Origin of the sequence: Thermosynechococcus sp. (assembly GCF_046299635.1) — a bacterium.
Lineage (GTDB): Bacteria > Cyanobacteriota > Cyanobacteriia > Thermosynechococcales > Thermosynechococcaceae > Thermosynechococcus.
In genome coordinates, this window is sequence record NZ_JBKBHV010000015.1 from 1 (window position 1) to 16,416 (window position 16,416).

The 16,416-nt window shown below is 53.6% G+C and carries 18 protein-coding genes and 1 pseudogene; 4 read left to right on the top strand and 15 right to left on the bottom strand.

Going from position 1 to position 16,416, the window contains the following annotated elements; translation table 11 throughout:
* Positions 1–230 (bottom strand): annotated as a pseudogene (locus tag ACK4IR_RS07500) (IS607 family transposase); the annotation flags it as partial.
* Between the two features lie 330 nt (positions 231–560).
* On the opposite strand from ACK4IR_RS07500, the gene ACK4IR_RS07505 reads away from it, so the two are divergent.
* Positions 561–1,283, top strand: coding sequence for a superoxide dismutase (locus tag ACK4IR_RS07505; RefSeq protein ID WP_409873764.1), 723 nt, complete (start codon positions 561–563; stop codon positions 1,281–1,283).
* On the opposite strand, the gene ACK4IR_RS07510 is transcribed toward ACK4IR_RS07505, so the two are convergent.
* From ACK4IR_RS07510 to rpsP, 4 genes are read right to left on the bottom strand one after another with little or no spacing between them, the layout of a single operon-like run.
* Entirely contained in the window at positions 1,228–2,250 is a 1,023-nt protein-coding gene (locus tag ACK4IR_RS07510) for a PhoH family protein (RefSeq protein ID WP_409873765.1), read from the bottom strand. The two genes, ACK4IR_RS07505 and ACK4IR_RS07510, sit on opposite strands and share 56 nt — an antisense overlap.
* 9 nt (positions 2,251–2,259) lie before the next feature.
* A complete protein-coding gene (gene rpsU, locus ACK4IR_RS07515; RefSeq protein ID WP_015126245.1) occupies positions 2,260–2,433 on the bottom strand; it encodes a 30S ribosomal protein S21 in 174 nt (57 codons plus the stop codon).
* 3 nt (positions 2,434–2,436) lie between these two features.
* Positions 2,437–2,808, bottom strand: coding sequence for a KH domain-containing protein (locus tag ACK4IR_RS07520; protein ID WP_409873766.1), 372 nt, complete (start codon positions 2,806–2,808; stop codon positions 2,437–2,439).
* Between the two features lie 3 nt (positions 2,809–2,811).
* Positions 2,812–3,063 (bottom strand): 30S ribosomal protein S16, encoded by a 252-nt coding sequence (gene rpsP / locus ACK4IR_RS07525; RefSeq protein WP_409873767.1) that lies wholly within the window; start codon positions 3,061–3,063, stop codon positions 2,812–2,814.
* Between the two features lie 106 nt (positions 3,064–3,169).
* Between rpsP and fabD the strand changes: the two genes are divergently transcribed.
* Together fabD and ACK4IR_RS07535 are read left to right on the top strand one after the other, a co-directional pair.
* The gene (gene fabD, locus ACK4IR_RS07530; RefSeq protein ID WP_409873768.1) at positions 3,170–4,060 is read left to right on the top strand and encodes an ACP S-malonyltransferase; all 891 of its coding nucleotides are present in this window, start codon (positions 3,170–3,172) and stop codon (positions 4,058–4,060) included.
* Positions 4,057–4,692 (top strand): lysophospholipid acyltransferase family protein, encoded by a 636-nt coding sequence (locus ACK4IR_RS07535; RefSeq protein WP_409873769.1) that lies wholly within the window; start codon positions 4,057–4,059, stop codon positions 4,690–4,692. The genes fabD and ACK4IR_RS07535 overlap by 4 nt, the downstream gene beginning before the upstream one ends.
* Here ACK4IR_RS07535 and gap read toward each other — a convergent pair.
* The 7 genes from gap to ACK4IR_RS07570 all read right to left on the bottom strand — a co-directional run bounded on the left by gap (position 4,689) and on the right by ACK4IR_RS07570 (position 12,246).
* Positions 4,689–5,711: a type I glyceraldehyde-3-phosphate dehydrogenase gene (gene gap, locus ACK4IR_RS07540; RefSeq protein WP_409873770.1), complete on the bottom strand. Its 1,023-nt coding sequence runs from the start codon at positions 5,709–5,711 to the stop codon at positions 4,689–4,691. The two genes, ACK4IR_RS07535 and gap, sit on opposite strands and share 4 nt — an antisense overlap.
* A 24-nt stretch (positions 5,712–5,735) precedes the next feature.
* On the bottom strand, positions 5,736–6,071 hold the full coding sequence (locus ACK4IR_RS07545) for a rhodanese-like domain-containing protein (RefSeq protein ID WP_409873771.1): 336 nt from the start codon (positions 6,069–6,071) through the stop codon (positions 5,736–5,738).
* Between the two features lie 367 nt (positions 6,072–6,438).
* Positions 6,439–7,986 carry an NAD(P)H-quinone oxidoreductase subunit N gene (locus ACK4IR_RS07550; RefSeq protein ID WP_409873772.1) on the bottom strand — a complete coding sequence of 516 codons (1,548 nt, stop codon included), beginning with the start codon at positions 7,984–7,986 and terminating at the stop codon, positions 6,439–6,441.
* Positions 7,987–8,123: 137 nt separating this feature from the next.
* Positions 8,124–9,017 carry an LD-carboxypeptidase gene (locus ACK4IR_RS07555; protein ID WP_409873773.1) on the bottom strand — a complete coding sequence of 298 codons (894 nt, stop codon included), beginning with the start codon at positions 9,015–9,017 and terminating at the stop codon, positions 8,124–8,126.
* A 1-nt stretch (position 9,018) separates the two neighbouring features.
* On the bottom strand, positions 9,019–9,555 hold the full coding sequence (locus tag ACK4IR_RS07560) for a DUF2808 domain-containing protein (protein ID WP_409873774.1): 537 nt from the start codon (positions 9,553–9,555) through the stop codon (positions 9,019–9,021).
* Between the two features lie 3 nt (positions 9,556–9,558).
* Positions 9,559–10,080: a transcriptional repressor gene (locus tag ACK4IR_RS07565; protein WP_409873775.1), complete on the bottom strand. Its 522-nt coding sequence runs from the start codon at positions 10,078–10,080 to the stop codon at positions 9,559–9,561.
* 234 nt (positions 10,081–10,314) lie between these two features.
* Positions 10,315–12,246, bottom strand: a complete 1,932-nt coding sequence (locus ACK4IR_RS07570; protein WP_409873776.1) for a transglycosylase domain-containing protein — start codon at positions 12,244–12,246, stop codon at positions 10,315–10,317.
* A gap of 174 nt (positions 12,247–12,420) precedes the next feature.
* On the opposite strand from ACK4IR_RS07570, the gene tyrS reads away from it, so the two are divergent.
* A complete protein-coding gene (gene tyrS, locus ACK4IR_RS07575) occupies positions 12,421–13,647 on the top strand; it encodes a tyrosine--tRNA ligase (protein ID WP_409873777.1) in 1,227 nt (408 codons plus the stop codon).
* Positions 13,648–13,706: 59 nt separating this feature from the next.
* On the opposite strand, the gene ACK4IR_RS07580 is transcribed toward tyrS, so the two are convergent.
* The 3 genes from ACK4IR_RS07580 to gshB form a co-directional block, all read right to left on the bottom strand.
* On the bottom strand, positions 13,707–14,372 hold the full coding sequence (locus tag ACK4IR_RS07580; RefSeq protein ID WP_409873778.1) for a hypothetical protein: 666 nt from the start codon (positions 14,370–14,372) through the stop codon (positions 13,707–13,709).
* A gap of 6 nt (positions 14,373–14,378) precedes the next feature.
* Entirely contained in the window at positions 14,379–15,392 is a 1,014-nt protein-coding gene (locus ACK4IR_RS07585; RefSeq protein WP_409873779.1) for a DNA-methyltransferase, read from the bottom strand.
* A 64-nt stretch (positions 15,393–15,456) separates the two neighbouring features.
* Positions 15,457–16,413 carry a glutathione synthase gene (gshB, locus tag ACK4IR_RS07590; RefSeq protein WP_409873817.1) on the bottom strand — a complete coding sequence of 319 codons (957 nt, stop codon included), beginning with the start codon at positions 16,411–16,413 and terminating at the stop codon, positions 15,457–15,459.
* Positions 16,414–16,416 lie beyond the last annotated feature (3 nt).

Here is a 16,416-nt window from a genome sequence, read left to right on the forward strand (position 1 = left end):
CAGGCAACAACAGTCGTGAGCTTATCGCCATGCATAAGTCGCACCAATAAGCCTTGCAATCCTTTCCGTTTGAAGGTAAGTCCGCTGCCACTGTCTTTGATGACATCATAGAGTCGCTGCCCCGCTTCGTTTTTAATGGAGTTGATCTTCCCTTTGTCTGCGTACTTTCTTAATGTATTTGGAGGCAAGCTTAGAAATTTGCCGGCTTTTCTAAGTGGAGCGTATGCCATAATAGTAGCCTAAGTTAGCGATTGTTAACAAATTGACTCCTGTTAGTCAACCTCTCGCCATGTTGGCGACTCCTCTGCCTCCGATCTTTAATCCCATCTCGTCGACCACCGGCTTTCAATCCTCAGAAATGAACCGCCTTTAGCAAAATCAGTGGCGTTCTAAAGACCGCCGCGAGGTCAGTACAACACTGCAACCCTCCTCTGACAAGGTGCTGCAAATTGAAGTGGATGGCCAACTCCTAACCCCCAGCCAAGCCCAACAACTCCTGCTGTACCAAGAATAATCCTCAGGGGCTTAGATTATAAGCAGGAACATTTCACGTACTCGTTATGCTCCTAACCCGTCGTCAAGCCCTCGGCCTCCTCGTCGGCAGTACTACTACCCTCTGGTTGGGATCGCGCCCCGCAATTGCCGTAGGTGAACCATCAGAAATTTATACCCTGCCGCCTTTGCCTTATGACTACGATGCCCTAGAGCCAGTGATTGATGCGGAGACGATGCATCTACACCACGACAAACACCATGCGGCCTATGTGAAGACACTGAACAAGGCACTGACACCCTACCGCCAATGGCACAGTCTAGCCATTGAAGACCTGCTACGCCACCTTCGCCAACTGCCCACCGCCATCCAGCAGACCGTGCGCAACCACGGCGGCGGCCATGCCAACCATTCCCTCTTTTGGCAAAGTATGACACCCAAGGGCGGCGGTGAACCCACCGGGGATTTGGCCACAGCAATTGTAGCCACATTTGGCTCTTTCTCAGAGTTTCAAACCCAGTTTCAGCAGGCGGGTCTGAAGCACTTTGGCAGTGGCTGGGTTTGGCTCGTGCTCACGCCCCAAGGGCATCTAGAAATTACCACCACGTTGAACCAAGATTCTCCGCTGATACAAGGGCAATTGCCGATCTTGGGCAATGATCTGTGGGAGCATGCCTACTACTTGACATACCGCAACCGTCGCGATCAGTACCTAGAAGCTTGGTGGCAGGTGGTTAATTGGCCTTGGCTGAGCGATCGCTACGCCCAGATGCGCGCTCTTTTGGCTTAGTGAGCAGAGCCTGCTCATGGCGATCGTAGGCATCAATAATCCGCTCGACAAGGGGATGGCGAATCACATCCCCCTTGGTTAGATAACAAAACGCGATTCCTTCAACATCTTTGAGAACTTTTGTGGCCACACTGAGGCCGGAGGCTTGATGTTCCGGTAAATCGGTTTGTGTCAAGTCTCCGGTCACCACCAAGCAGGAGTTAAAACCAATGCGGGTCAACACCATTTTCATCTGGGCAGGAGTGGTGTTCTGTGCCTCATCAAGAATGACAAAGGCATTATTCAGGGTACGCCCCCGCATATAGGCCAAGGGTGCTACTTCAATCACCCCCCGCTCCATCAGGTTGCTAATTTTCTCCGGTTCCACCAGCTCGTAGAGAGCATCGTAGAGGGGACGTAGATAGGGATCAATTTTTTGCTGTAAGTCTCCAGGCAAAAAGCCGAGCCGCTCACCGGCTTCGACAGCAGGCCGCGTCAAAATCAACCGCTCATAGGTGCCCGACAGTAGCGCTTGTACGGCGAGGACAGTGGCCAAGAAGGTTTTCCCAGTGCCGGCTGGTCCAATGCCAAAGGTCAGCGTGTGGCTGCGAATCGCTTGGATATACTGGCGCTGGCGAAAGGTTTTGGCGCGAATAATGTCACCGCGACGGGTGCGAGCCAGAATATCCTGTTGCAGCTCTTGGAGGGCTTCCCGCTGTTGGGTATCGTAAGCATGGCGAACCGTGAGAATATCCACCCCTGACACTGGGCGACCCTCACGCCAGAGAGTACCAAGGTCTTGAATCAGTTGTTGGCAGAGCTGGATTTGGGCAGGGGTGCCGGTGATGTAAAGGTCGCGTCCCCTTAAAACAAGAGTCGCCCCTGTTTGGGCGGCAAAGATGCGCAGGTTGGCTTCTTGCTCACCGACAAGGGCGATCGCACTTTCCGTGCTGTGGAGGTCAATGGTGAGGCTTTCCCTCGCGGTCATACCCAAGGCTTAGCGATTGCGCTTGCGGGCAGCCTCCTGTTTGCGTTTGCGGCGCAGGCTGGGTTTTTCGTAACGTTCACGCCGTTTGACTTCCGAAAGAATGCCCGCTTTTTGGATTTTTTTCTTGAATCGCCGTAGAGCGGACTCAATGGACTCGTTTTCACCTAAACGCACTTCAGACACGCGCTAACTTTGCCTCCTTGATGATGTATAAGAACGACGGCGAGATCGCCGGGGGCGATCGCTCCCTTGATGATCTATTTTAGGCAGACTTTTAGTTTTGGGTGCATTCTTGGCATCGTCATAAACATCCAAGTAAACCTTCTGACCGGCAGCTTGAGCGGCAGCCTGTAACACTGCTCGAATGGCATGAAGATTACGACCCCCACGGCCATAGACCCGCCCCTTATCCTCACCGGCAAAGGCAAGACGTACCCAAATGCGAGAATTGGCAGGGGAAAATTCCGCATGGAGCCGTAGGGTTTCTGGGGCTTCCATAAACGGTTCAAGGAGGAAGCGAATCAAGGCAGCATAGTTGGGGGCAGCCGACTCAGTCATTGCCTATCTTTTGGCAGTTTCGGGGAGAAGATTCGCTTTGACAAAGAGCCGCCGCACGGTATCTGTAGGTTGTGCCCCCTGCGCCAAACGCCGCTTAATGGCCTCTTCTTTGAGGCGCACTTCATCACGGATCGGGTCGTAGAAGCCCAATTCTTCAAGGGCACGCCCATCGCGGCGATCAGTATTATTCATGGCCACAATCCGATAGGTGGCGTTCCGTTTTTTGCCGTAGCGTTTGAGACGCAGTTTAATCATGTCAGCCTATGGAAATAAAAGGAGCAGGTTTTTCTCGACAATTTTCTAGTATAACGGACATCCCAAATCGGGTAAAGTAGATTGCGGTTCGAGTTGAGCAATGCCGATGACCAAGATAGCGTGGTTATTTCCCGGCCAAGGGTCGCAACATCCCGAAATGATGGCGGATTTGCTGACGGCCTATTCCCCAGCTAAGGAGCGGTGCGAAGAGGCAGCAGCCATTTTGGGGTGGTCGGTCATTGACTGCTGTGCAGGCCGCATCGGCAATCTAGATCAAACCCTCTATACGCAGCCGAGTTTGTTTTTGGTGGAGAGCCTGCTGGTGGATGCTCTCAAGGAACGGGGTGCCAAAGCGGACTTTGTGGCAGGGCATAGTCTTGGTGAATACGTTGCCCTCTATGCAGCGGAGGTTTTTGACTTTACCACGGGACTGAAGTTAGTGCAACGACGAGCCGAACTGATGAATGCCGCCGGCGGGGGCAAGATGGTGGCCTTGATGGGGTTTGACCGCAAGGCGTTGCAAGCGGCGATCGCCAGCACCCCCAATGTGGTCTTGGCCAACGATAACCATCCAGGGCAGGTGGTGATTTCGGGGCTGCCGGCAGCGGTGGATGCTGTCCTGAGCAAAATTACCGTGAAGCGAGCGGTACCCCTGAAGGTAAGCGGTGCCTTTCATTCGCCGCTGATGGCGGAGGCGGCTGCTACCTTTGCCACCCTGCTGGAAGCCTGCCCGTTCCAAGAGGCGATTTTCCCCGTGTTGAACAATGTGGAACCCGAGCCGATCACCGATGCCGCGCTGATCAAGGCACGGTTGCGATCGCAGATGACGGGTTCGGTGCGCTGGGTGGAAACCTGTCAGACCCTTGCAGCAGCAGGGGTGACCCAAGCCCTAGAAATCGGGCCCGGCAATGTCTTGGCAGGCTTGGTGAAACGTACCACCCCCGAGGTGACCGTTACCAACGTGGCCACAATAGCTAGTCTGGAGAGTCTTGGGTGAGTCGCGATCGCGAGCCGCCGATCAGCCTGCTCCTTTACCATCTCTTCAAGTGGTCGGTGGTGAGTCCACTGCTGCACACCTATTTTCGGGGGCGCATCTACGGCGCTCAGCAGGTACCGCTGCGGGGGCCGCTGGTGGTGGTGGCCAATCATGCCAGCTACTTTGATCCCCCCCTCATCTCCAACTGTGTGCGCCGCCCCGTCGCTTGGATGGCCAAGGCGGAATTGTTCCAGATTCCCATCCTTCGGACGTTGATTAGGTGGTACGGCGCCTATCCCGTAAAGCGGGGCACAGGCGATCGCCGTGCCCTACAGGCCGCCCTCAAAGCCCTAGAAGAGGGTTGGGCAGTGGGGGTCTTTTTGGAGGGCAGCCGCACCAGGGATGGCCGTATTTATGACCCGAAACTAGGGGCAGCGGTGATTGCAGCCAAGGCTCAAGCCCCCCTTTTACCTGTGTGCCTTTGGGGAACCCAGGAGATTCTCAAAAACGGAGCCTTCCCCCGGCCGGTGCCGATTACCGTGCGCATCGGTGCCCCGATTCCGCCGCCGCCTTCGGGCGATCGCGCTGCCCTAGAGGCCGTGACCCAACACTGCTGCGACGTGATCCACCGCCTTCATGACTTGGGGCGCTAGAGCAAGCCCTCCTTAGCCGCCATTATTTTTAATAAATCCACCACCCGACAGGAATAGCCCCACTCGTTGTCATACCAAGCAACCACCTTGAAGAAGTGGGGGTTGAGTTCAATTCCCGCCGTGGCATCAAAGATACTGGAGCGGCCATCGCCGATAAAATCACTGGAGACCACCGCCTCTTCAGTATAGCCGAGAATCCCCTTGAGTTCCCCCTCGGCTGCCGCCTTCATAGCCGCGCAAATCTCGGCATAGCTGGTAGCCTTCTCGGTTTTGAAGGTCAAATCCACCACCGAGACATCCGGCGTCGGCACGCGAAAGGCCATCCCCGTGAGTTTACCCTTAAGTTCAGGTAACACCAAGGTCACCGCCTTGGCAGCCCCTGTCGAAGCCGGAATGATATTCTGGCCGGCACCGCGGCCGCCGCGCCAATCCTTTTTACTGGGGCCATCCACCGTGGGTTGGGTGGCGGTAACAGAGTGCACCGTGGTCATTAAGCCCTCGGCCAGCCCAAAGGTTTGATGGAGAACCTTGGCCACCGGCGCCAAGCAATTGGTGGTGCAGCTGGCATTGGAGACAATCACATCCACGGCCGGATCAAAGGTTGCCTCATTAACACCGACGACAATGGTTTTCACCTTATCGGCATCTTTGGTGGGCGCCGAGATCACCACCCGCTTGGCACCGGCCTGTAAATGCTGAGCGGCGCCCTCGTAGCCGGTAAATAATCCCGTGGACTCAACAACGTAATCTGCCCCAACCGCTCCCCAGGGCAGTTCTGCCGGATTGCGAATGGACGTACAGGGAATAAACTTGCCGTCCACCTCAATCCCCTCCGCCGTTGCCTTGACGGTTCCCGGATAAATGCCATGGGTGGAATCGTACTTAAAGAGGTAGGCTAGGTTATCCGCCGGCACCAGATCGTTAATGCCGACAAACTCAAGATTATCGTGGGCAAGACCCGCCCGCAGCACCAAGCGGCCAATGCGACCAAAGCCATTAATACCAACTTTCAGTGTCATAGAAACTCTCCTAAGGCACTCAAACTAATAGCGAGGTAAGGTTGGATCCACCGCCACAGCATAGGCATCAATGCCACCGACAATGTTTTTTACATCGCGGAAGCCCTGCCGAATCAACCAGTGACCCACTTGTGCCGAGCGCACACCGTGGTGGCAGAGCACCAAGGTCTCCCGGTCGGGATCAAAGCGCCGGTGAATCTGGGGAGACCATTGGGGAAAGGCGCTCAGGGGCAAAAGGGTAAAATGAGGCAGGTGGACGATTTCCCACTCTGCCGGCTCCCGCACGTCAATCAGCTGCAAGGTCTTTGCGTCTGTGGCCAAGCGTTGTGCCAATTCCACCACTGTGATTTGTCCGAGCATGGTTTCCGCTCTGTAAGACTTATACAAATCTCTCCCGTCAAGTCAAATAGACTCAATTGTTTAGATTTGCTGCTCACTTCCTGCTGCACCGAAGTCTCAAGAGCAATGCGCTCAAGGGGTTTTACTTCTCCCTAGGCTTCAATTTCCCCAGAGCTTGGGGTACCTACAAAATTCAACCGATGGAGCCTCCCCCTGCCGCAGGGTTGGGGTGGACACGCCCTTTCATTTCGCCGCTTGAGAAATTGATAATTTGCTCAGATCATACACCATAAAAGTATAAGTTTGTGTAATTTTGGTTAATTTATCGGTTACTGTTGTTACCCCTCGATTCTAGGGGAAGCGATCGGGGATCGTCGTGAAATCATCCTTAAGATTCGCCTGCTGTGGGAAGGGGTTGGGAGGCCACCTCTGTAATCGGCGGTTGATTGGCCACTTGGGGCACATCCAAGACGGCCGTATTCACGACGTTAAAGAGGGGATTGGCTAGGATACCCGCCAAGGCGGTGGCAACCACCATTGTCACCAGCCCCACCTGCAAAGGCCGCATGCCAAAGCTTGACCACGACACCTGCGGGTAGTTTTGCACGGCAAGGGACATTTCATGGGGTTCCTTGACCACCATCATCTTGACAACGCGGATGTAGTAGTAAATGGAGATGACACTTGTCAAGAGACCCAACAGCACCAGCCCATAGGCTCCCGCTTGCCAGCCGGCCCAAAAAAGATAAATCTTGCCAAAGAAGCCGGCCAAGGGCGGAATCCCTCCCAAGGAAAGCAGACAGAGGCTCAGCCCAAGGGTGAGGAGGGGATCTTTCTGGTACAGCCCCGCATACTCACTAATCTGATCGGTGCCAGTGCGCAGCGAAAAGAGAATCACACAGGTGAAGGCACCGAGGTTCATAAAGAGATACACCAGCAAATAAAAGAGCATACTGGCATAACCGGCCTCCGTGCCCACCACTAGGCCAATCATGACAAACCCTGCCTGACCGATGGAGGAGTAGGCCAGCATCCGCTTCATGCTGGTTTGGGCAAGGGCCACCACATTGCCGAGAATCATGCTCAAGATGGCCAGCACCGTAAAGATGAGTTGCCACTGCTCGGTCACACCGGGGAAGGCCAAGGTCAAAAAGCGAATGGCAAGAGCAAACCCGGCGGCTTTGGAACCGACGGAGAGAAAGGCCACCACCGGCGTAGGGGCACCCTCATAGACATCGGGCGTCCATTGGTGAAAGGGCACCGCCGAAATTTTGAAACTAATTCCCGCAATGACAAAGACAAGGGCAATGACAAGCCCCAAGGATTCTGAGGACAGCGCTTGGGCAATTGCCGGCAGTTGGGTGTGCCCCCCCGAAAGGCCATACAACAGGGAGGAGCCGTAGAGGAAAATGGCCGAACTGGCGGCACCAATCAGGAGATATTTCAAGGCAGCTTCATTGGAGCGACTATCCCGTTTGGTGTAGCCGGTGAGCAAATAGGAGGCAATACTCAAGGTCTCTAGCGCCACAAAGATGAAGATGAGTTCTTGGGCAGCGGCAACCAACATGCCCCCCACCGTGGCCGTCAAGAGGATGGTCATAAATTCGCCGAGGGAACTGCCGGTTTGTTCCACATAGCGGATGGACATGAGAATTGTGCCCAAGGCTGACAGGGCAATCAGCCCCCGGAAGAATAGGCTAAGGTGATCGGAGATAAAGCTGCCAAAGAAGCTGACGGTGTCGGGCTGACCCCACAGAGGAATCATCGTGGCGATCGCCCCCCCTAAACCGGAAATGGCCAAGTAGGGTGTCCAGCGATCGGCTTGGCGTCCCTGAATCAAATCGGCTAAGAGGACGACGATCAGCGTCACAATCACGATGGTTTCCGGCAAGATGGTGCCGGCATTTAACTGTCCGGCTAGTGTCACCAAATCCATAACTTTTTCCGCGCCTTGAGAGAATCCCCCATATCTTATCACTCAGATTTTCACTTCACCGTGAGCCGGCGATCGCCTTCTGCTTATGGATGGGATTAGTTTTTGCCAACTTTGGCGAGATGGGTTTTGAGTTTGCCTCACAGCAGGATCCGCAAAAAGCCGCGATCGCCATCTAGCTCAGCCGCCACCCCCACCGGTAAAGCAGCATTCACCCCCTCATGGCCAAAGGGCAGGTCACCGACAATCGGAATTCCCAAATCCCCTAGGCGATCGCGCAAAACCTCCATGACCTGCAAATTGGGTTGTGTTGTGTCTTCACAGGAACTAAAACGCCCCAAGGCAATTCCCTTGATTTGATGCAACACTCCACTGCGGCGCCACTGCGTCAGCATGCGGTCAATGCGATAGGGGGCTTCCCCCACATCCTCTAAGGCCAAGATCACATTCTCCAACGGGGGGCAATCGGGAGTGGCCAGTAGATGCGTGGCAACCGTCAAATTCCCCACCAAGAGGCGACCCTGCACCACACCGCCCCCCCAGCCGGTTCCCCACAGCGGCGCTAGGGGTTTGCCCTGCACCAGATCGAAAAGACGCTGCTGACTCCAAGGGGGTTCTGCGGCTAAGGTGGTGAGTACCGGCCCATGGACGCCGGCCACGCCTTGGGCAGCATAGCTCCACAGCAGCGCTGTAATATCCGAAAAGCCAATGAGCCATTTCGGTAGTGTCGCAGGCCACTGCCACTGCTCCAAGAGACGAGTTGCACCAAATCCGCCCCGCCCACAGAGGATACCCTTAATAGCATCATCTTGCAATAAGTGCCACAGGCGATCGCGCCGCTGCTGATCGGACCCGGCAAGGTAGCCCCAGCCTGCAAAGGCAGCTTCATCAACAATGACCTCATAGCCTTGGGCTTGCCAACAGGCCACTCCCTGCCAAAAAGGTTCCCTTTGGCGGAGAACACCACTGGGAAAGGCGACGGCAAGGCGATCGCCCGGCTGAAGGGGAGGCGGTAACGTTGCAAAGATGGTCACATTAGAAAAAATTAGAATTCCGGTAAAACTGCAAGCGACCCGTGCCGATATTTTGACCCAAGGCGCGATCGCCCCCCCGAGGAAAGGCGGTCACCGCAAAAAGATACGTCCCATCCCACTGAGGATTGCGCACAGGCGCAACCTCAACCCGCAGGTACGACCCCGGTGGCACAGGGGGATCAAATGTCACTTTGAGCAGCGCTGAATTGCCATCAAAGGTTACCTCGCCCAAGGGAATTGGCTGATGGGGGCGATCGCCAATAAAAGCACGGGTGCGTTGGGGCAAAAAGTAAATGGTCTCAATGCTGGGCAGTTGCCGAATGTCAAGACGGGCAAGAGGTTCGCCTGCGGTGGTCGGTATCTGCACAATAAAGTTGTAGGTGGTATTTGTCAGCCACACTTGAGGATAGCGGGTATTGGCTTCAACAAAAACAGGCAGCTGATCAAAGGCCACCCGACTATCGGGAAACTCAACTCCTAGGATTTTAGGGGTCAAGGTTGCTATCCCAACAAGGGCGATCGCTAGCGGCCGTAACATCACTTATTTGCCCCGAGACGGGAAGGCTGCTCCTTGGGCGATCGCGCTACTACAGACCCAGTTTTCCGGCAGGCCGGGGTAACCGCGCCGCAACGCCTCCGGGCAAATGGTATAGATCGTCAATTGGCAATCAATGAGTTGCAGACCGTATTTCTCCGTTTGTTTCAAGGCCTGCTTGAGAATGGAATCGTTATCGAATTCCATTGTGCGGTTACATTGGACACACACCATATGATGATGATGGTGCGGAGACATTGTGTTTAATTCATAGTGCTTGTGTCCCTCGGCAAGTTCCAACTCCCGCAGGATGCCCATCCGTGACATCAATTTCACGGTACGGTAAACAGTGGATAAACTAATGGAGTGACCCTGCTTGCGCAACTCATGGTGCAGGTCTTCAGCGCTTAGGTGGTTGCCCTTGGGTAAATTTTGGAAAATATTGAGAATCGTTTCTCGCTGTGGCGTCAACCGCCAACCTTTCTCATTCAGTTCTGCCTTTAAGGCTGCTGCTGTATAAAGTGGCATAGGAGGTTCGCTTGATCTGCCGGTATTGGTTTGCATGATAGCCGACAACAAGTGTCATTTGCAACAACCCCGGCTTATTGAGAATAATTACAATAGTTTTACTGAAATTTCTGCGAATTAGTTGCAACGATCAACCCCAACCCAATACATCTAAGGGCGTACCAATCAATTAACCCGTAAACTACCTCACTGCATAAACACCGCATCAACGGGTTGGCAACTCCCCAAGAAGAGTTAATTTGTTTGCCGTTGAGGCTTGGGTCGTTGGAACTTCGACATCGGGGTAAAGTTTTCGACGGGCACATCCTTGAGAGCCTGACTCATGAAATCCCGCCAAATGGGTGCCATAAAGCCACCCCCCGTTGCCCCCTGCCCTAAGGGCGCATAGTTGTCATTGCCGGCCCAAACGGCCGTTGACAGTTGTGGCACGTATCCGACAAACCAAATATCCCGTTCCGAAGAGGTGGTGCCTGTTTTGCCGGCGGCGGGTCGGCCAATGTTGGCGGCGGTGCCTGTCCCACTGGTGATGACACTCCGCAGCGTATCGTTCAACGCTGCCGCTGCCCACGGATCCAGCACAAGTTTGGGGCGCGGCGTGTGATCCAAGAGCAAATTGCCGTTGTTATCGGTGACTTGAATAATCGTCGTGGTGGGGGATTGCCAGCCGTTGTTGGCAAATGTGGCATAGGCCGCGGCCATTTCCAAGGGCGTGAGGTCTACCGCCCCCAGCGGCAGGGAAACAACAGGCAGTATTGGACTGGTGATGCCCAAGGTACGGCAAATTTCAATCACCCGTTCGATGCCCACTTCCTGACCCAGAACAATGGCAGGGATGTTGCGGGACAGCGCTAAGGCCATGCGCATGGACATCCCACCCATAAAGGAGCCATCGTAATTGCGGGGCACATACCAGCCATCGCCGTCGCGGTAACGCACAGGAGAGTCGCTAATCCCCGAATCGGGAGTATATTTACCACTGGCATAGGCGGCATAAAAGACAAAGGGCTTAAAAGCAGACCCCGGCTGACGCATCGCTTGGGTGGCGCGATTAAACTGACTGCGGTTGTAGTCCACACCGCCCACAAGGGCTTTGACGTAGTGAGTGCGTGGATCCACCGCTGCCAAGGCCAATTGATCGGCGCGGACACCACTGGCTCGTAGGGTTTGATAGCCGCGTTGGATCACCTCTTCGGCCATTTTTTGCACCTTGACATCAAGGCTGCTTTGTACCCGCATTCCCCCACGGATGACGGCTTCACGACCAAATTGGCGGGTCAGCTCCTGCAAGACGGCATCGGTAATCCACGGGCTGCGACTGCGTTGGAACGAGGTAATCTCCCCTAGCTGGATGGGTTCTTGAGCAGCGGCAGCAGCCTCTTGGGGAGTAATCCAACCCAACTCCACCATGCGATCCAGTACCAATTGCTGCCGTTCCTTGGCCAGTTGAAAATCCACAAAGGGGCTATAGGCTTCCGGGGCTTGAATAATCCCAGCCATCATCGCGGCTTCGGCAAGGCTGAGATCTGCGGCATTTTTTTTGAAGTAGCTCTGGGCTGCCGTTTGCACGCCGTAGGTGTTGTGACCCCAATAGACCTGATTGAGGTACATCTCTAAAATTTCATCTTTGCTGAAAATCTGCTCAAGGCGCATGGCCAGAACGGCCTCGGCCACCTTACGGCTGAGGGAGCGATCTTGGGAGAGAAAGAGATTTTTCACCAGTTGCATCGTCAGGGTCGAGCCACCCTGTACGGTACGGCCGGAGGTCAGGTTGACCATCAAGGCACGGGAAATGCCGATGGGGTTGATGCCGCGATGCTGGTAGAAGCTACTGTCTTCGATCGCCATCACGGCCAGCTTCAAATTGGGCGAAATTTCGTTGAGGGGAACGACTTCACGGTTTTCTTCATCGTGAAGGCTCACGAGGAGTGTGCCCTTGGCATCGTAAATGTGCGTCGTTTCACTGGGAATGTAGCCCCGCAGCGATCGCACATCGGGAAGGTTGCGAAAGCTAATTGCCAAGCCCAGCAAGCCACCCCCGATAGCCGCACAGCCAAGGGTCATCCCTACAAGGAAGGTGCGGTTGGCAATCCGCAGTACCCCACGCCAGAAGTTTTCATCTTGGGGGCGAGTTTGGGAGGGGTGTTTGCCAAGGGTAGTGGTGGACACGACAGTCGCTTCCTCACGCCGATTATTTTTTGTTTCGTATATGATTTTTTACCTAGATAAGAATAAGAGATGGCAAAATTGCTGCGCGATCGCAATTGATTGCTATCATAGCCATCCTAGACCAGAAAATGTCCTTGCCCAAATCAAATGCCCAACCCAATGCCCAATCAAGTGATGTCTTCAGATCTTGAGGCCACAATTGCCCGGCTCCAGCGCGGCGTTGTCGAAACATTTCCCTATGTCCCTGATTCCAACAAACCGCAAGAAAATCTCTGGGTCTATTTGCGGCAAACGGAGCGCCCACTGCGAATTAAGTTTGGCATTGATCCTACGGGCAGCGAAATTCACCTCGGTCACAGTATTGTCCTGCGCAAGCTGCGGCAGTTTCAGGATGCGGGGCACTGTGCCGTGCTGATTATCGGTGACTTTACGGCTCAAATCGGCGATCCTACCGGGAAGTCGGAGGTTCGCAAACAACTTACGCCGGCGGAGGTGGCCGCCAATGTGCAAACTTACCTTGAACAGGTGAAGCCCATTTTGGATTTCGAGACTCCCGGTCGCCTGGAAGTTCGCTATAACTCGGAGTGGCTCGCCAAACTGGATTTGCGGAAAATCCTCGAGCTACTGGGAACCATGACCGTCGGCCAAATGCTGGCCAAAGAGGAGTTTGCCGAACGCTACGCCAAGGAAACGCCGATTTTTCTCCATGAGTTTCTCTATCCACTGATGCAGGGCTATGATTCAGTGGCGGTGGCTGCCGATGTGGAGTTGGGGGGAACAGATCAAAAGTTCAATATCGCTGTGGGGCGCGATTTACAGCGTCATTTTCGCTTGCCAACGGTGCAGTTTGGCCTACTGATGCCGATCCTTGTGGGGACAGACGGGGTGCAGAAAATGTCGAAGTCCCTTGGCAACTATGTGGCGCTCACGGAGTCAGCGGCCAGTATGTACTCTAAGCTCGAAAAAATTCCCGATGCCTTGGTGAACCAATACATTGAGTTGCTCACGGATTTGCCATTGGATAGTTTACCCGCCAATCCCCGCGATCGCCAGAAGGCCTTGGCTCTAGAAGTTGTCACTCAATACCACGGGCGTGAGCTAGCCCTGCAAACCCAAGCGGAACTGGCCGCCATCGTCACCCAAGGGCAAACGGCGCAGGCAGGGTCGATTCCAGAGTATTCCCTTGGGGAGTTTCAGTTTCCCGTGAAGCTGACCTACGTACTCAGTCACACCAAGCTCTGCCCCAGTAGCAGCGAAGCACGGCGGCAAATCCAAGGGGGGGGCGTCCGCCTCAACAGTGAAAAAATTACCGATGTGGACTTTACCCTCACCGCACCCGAACCGTATATCAACCAAGTGCTACAAGTGGGCAAGAAAAAATTCCTGCGCTTTGTGCCCTAGGTAGGGCAAAGGCATACTCAAGCAGTAGCAAGGAGGAAAGCGGGGTAGTCATCGTTCCATTAATCGCCATGCTTAAGCCAAAACTCGCGAACCTTTGCAAAATACCTGAGGCGCTCCTCAAGCTTACTCATTTCCCGGGGGTAGAATTCGGCCAATGCCTCACACAACTGGAGCATCCACCGCTTACGGGAGTAGCCATAATTAATCGTCAAGGCATTAGAGTTCGCAATCTGGATTTGCCCCCAACCTAAAGCCCCAATCGTCAAGCAGTCCCAGCCCAAAAACTCTATCGGTAAAAATTTAACATTTTCAACGCTAATTCTATTTCCTTTAGGATCATAGGCAATCAGTAAAATTACAAAAACATTTTTATCTGACTCGTAAAAGCGGGCGAGGCGCTCTACAGAGATTAGGTTGGGCATATTAAACTGTGTGCTCAATCTGTGAGTTTTCACATCAATCACATAGTAAAATCCTTGATCATCCTCAAAAGCAAGATCGGCCATGGCTCTACGGGCAAACTGTGCCGAATAGTTTTTGCAAATTTCTTTACCAAGAACAATCTGTAGATGATTGGTAAGAATTTCCTGAACGGCATCACCAACGGCTCTTGGACTATTCACCGTTACAGTAGATAAGAAATCTTCTTGTGAGTTCAAGAGTTCTTTAATATTCTCTTCAATCTGACCAATCTTGTCACTATAGAAAATATGTCTTTTTTGCATTGATCCTCATGTTTCTCCTAGGGAAAAAAGCTCTGGTTGGTGAGATAGTTGTTGGCGCCGATACTTCTTTTGCGTAGAACATGCGTGCTGATGTAATGTGTTTCTTTCCCAAAACACACCATCTGCATAGCCCTGAATTGAGGCATCAACTTCGGCCATTTCAAGACGCTTCTCCGCTAGGCAGGCATAGGTTTTATCCAGTTCAACTCCCAAAAAACGCCGACCGAGCTTCTTGGCAACAACAGAGGTCGTACCAGAGCCGAGAAACGGATCAAAAACAATGTCATCTGGATTGGAGCTAGCTAAAATGACTTTAGCCAGTAGCTTTTCGGGCTTTTGCGTGGGATGATCTGTATTTTCCGGCATTGACCAAAAGGGCACTGTCAAGTCTGTCCATAGGTTAGAAGGATGGGTTAGGCGGTAATTTCCTTCCTCTGTGGCCTGCCAATCTTTGGGATTGCCGTTGACTCTGTAGGGGGCGAGGACTTTACGCTTGAGCTTAACGGCCTCAACATTGAAGGTGTACTCGTCAGAAACAGTGCAGAACCATATATCTTCAGAGGCATTTTTCCAATTCTTGCTAGATCCTCGTCCTTTTTCGCGCTCCCATGTAATTCGGTTGCGGATTTGAAAACGGTCTTTAATCACCTCAAATACGGCATATGAGGATTCCCAATCAGAGCAAATGTAAATAGATGCAGTTGGCTTGAGAGTCTTTTCGAGACTAGATAAACAGAGTTCTAGCCAGTTGGTGTAACCCTCTAAAGTCTTTTTCTTAAAGCTAATTGAGTTAAATACTTTGTTTAGGTTGTAGGGCGGGTCAATAAAGAGCAAATCAACAAATTGACTTGGGAGAAACCGGCTGACTTCAAAGATATCTTGATTGATGGTGCGGTTAATGATTTCTGATAAACTCACAGGACGACTTAATCGCAGGAGCCGTTTGCGATATTTTGCTTTTTCTTCGTCTGTCAGGGTGATTGTGCGATTTCTGGGAGCGCGTTCTTTGCTGTAAACCATGTTGCGCTAAAAATTTGACTGCCGGCTTGAGTCAAACTCTTTGAGGGCTAAGCGTAACTCAATGTTAACCCAACAGCCAAGCCATGACCTGTTGACCAAGGCAGGTGCCGTTGAGGCGATCGATCTCGCGCACACCGGTGGGGCTGGTCACGTTTACTTCTGTTAAATAGCCCCCAATGACATCAATTCCCACAAAATAGAGACCATCGCGGCGCAGGGCAGGGGCTAAGGTTTGACAGATCTGGCGATCGCGCTCTGTAATTTCGACGGCGGCCACCCGTCCCCCCGTTGCCATATTGCCGCGGAATTCATCCCCTGTGGGAATCCGATTCACTGCCCCAATGGGTTCACCGTTGAGAAGAATAATTCGCTTGTCGCCCTCCTTGGCCGCAGGGAGATACTCTTGCACCATCACCGGCAGTTGTCCGCGTTGGGTACTGATTTCAATCATTGAATTGAGGTTGCGATCGCCCGCCTGCAAAAAGAGAATGCCTTCCCCCGCTTTGCCCCCCAAAGGTTTGAGAACGGCCATCCCCTGCTGCTGCACAAATTCGCGGATCCGCTCCTTGTCGCCGGTCACAATTGTTTTGGGAATGACGCTGGGGAATTGCAGGGCATACATCTTCTCGTTAGCATGGCGCAACCCTGCCGGCGAGTTGAGCACAAGGGTGGTTTGGGGATCAACTAAATCCAGACAGTAGGTGGCATAGAGGTAGGCGGCATTGACGGGGGGATCCTTGCGCATCCACACCGCCCGAAAGGTATTGAGGGGCCGCCATTCCACTGCGCCCGCCTGAAACCACGGTTGGGGAATGTGCCACTGCCCGGCCACCAGTTGTGCCGGCGATAACCGAATGGGGGTGAGGGCAGCCCATGCCTGACCTTCGCGGATCAGCAGTTGGGAAATTTCGGTCACCCACACCTGTGCCCCTGCTGCCTGTGCTGCCTCCATGAGAGCCGCACTGGTATCGTGGCCGGGGTCAAGACCGGCAATGGGGTCAATGATAAAGGCAATCTCCACGGC

Coding starts and splice junctions, on each gene's coding strand:
- ACK4IR_RS07565 (WP_409873775.1), bottom strand. CDS start 10,080: ATGCCACTTTATACAGCAGCAGCCTTAAAGGCAGAACTGAATGAGAAA.
- ACK4IR_RS07505 (WP_409873764.1), top strand. CDS start 561: ATGCTCCTAACCCGTCGTCAAGCCCTCGGCCTCCTCGTCGGCAGTACT.
- fabD (WP_409873768.1), top strand. CDS start 3,170: ATGACCAAGATAGCGTGGTTATTTCCCGGCCAAGGGTCGCAACATCCC.
- rpsP (WP_409873767.1), bottom strand. CDS start 3,063: ATGATTAAACTGCGTCTCAAACGCTACGGCAAAAAACGGAACGCCACC.
- ACK4IR_RS07560 (WP_409873774.1), bottom strand. CDS start 9,555: ATGTTACGGCCGCTAGCGATCGCCCTTGTTGGGATAGCAACCTTGACC.
- tyrS (WP_409873777.1), top strand. CDS start 12,421: ATGTCTTCAGATCTTGAGGCCACAATTGCCCGGCTCCAGCGCGGCGTT.
- ACK4IR_RS07510 (WP_409873765.1), bottom strand. CDS start 2,250: ATGACCGCGAGGGAAAGCCTCACCATTGACCTCCACAGCACGGAAAGT.
- gap (WP_409873770.1), bottom strand. CDS start 5,711: ATGACACTGAAAGTTGGTATTAATGGCTTTGGTCGCATTGGCCGCTTG.
- ACK4IR_RS07585 (WP_409873779.1), bottom strand. CDS start 15,392: ATGGTTTACAGCAAAGAACGCGCTCCCAGAAATCGCACAATCACCCTG.
- ACK4IR_RS07545 (WP_409873771.1), bottom strand. CDS start 6,071: ATGCTCGGACAAATCACAGTGGTGGAATTGGCACAACGCTTGGCCACA.
- ACK4IR_RS07580 (WP_409873778.1), bottom strand. CDS start 14,372: ATGCAAAAAAGACATATTTTCTATAGTGACAAGATTGGTCAGATTGAA.
- ACK4IR_RS07520 (WP_409873766.1), bottom strand. CDS start 2,808: ATGACTGAGTCGGCTGCCCCCAACTATGCTGCCTTGATTCGCTTCCTC.
- ACK4IR_RS07550 (WP_409873772.1), bottom strand. CDS start 7,986: ATGGATTTGGTGACACTAGCCGGACAGTTAAATGCCGGCACCATCTTG.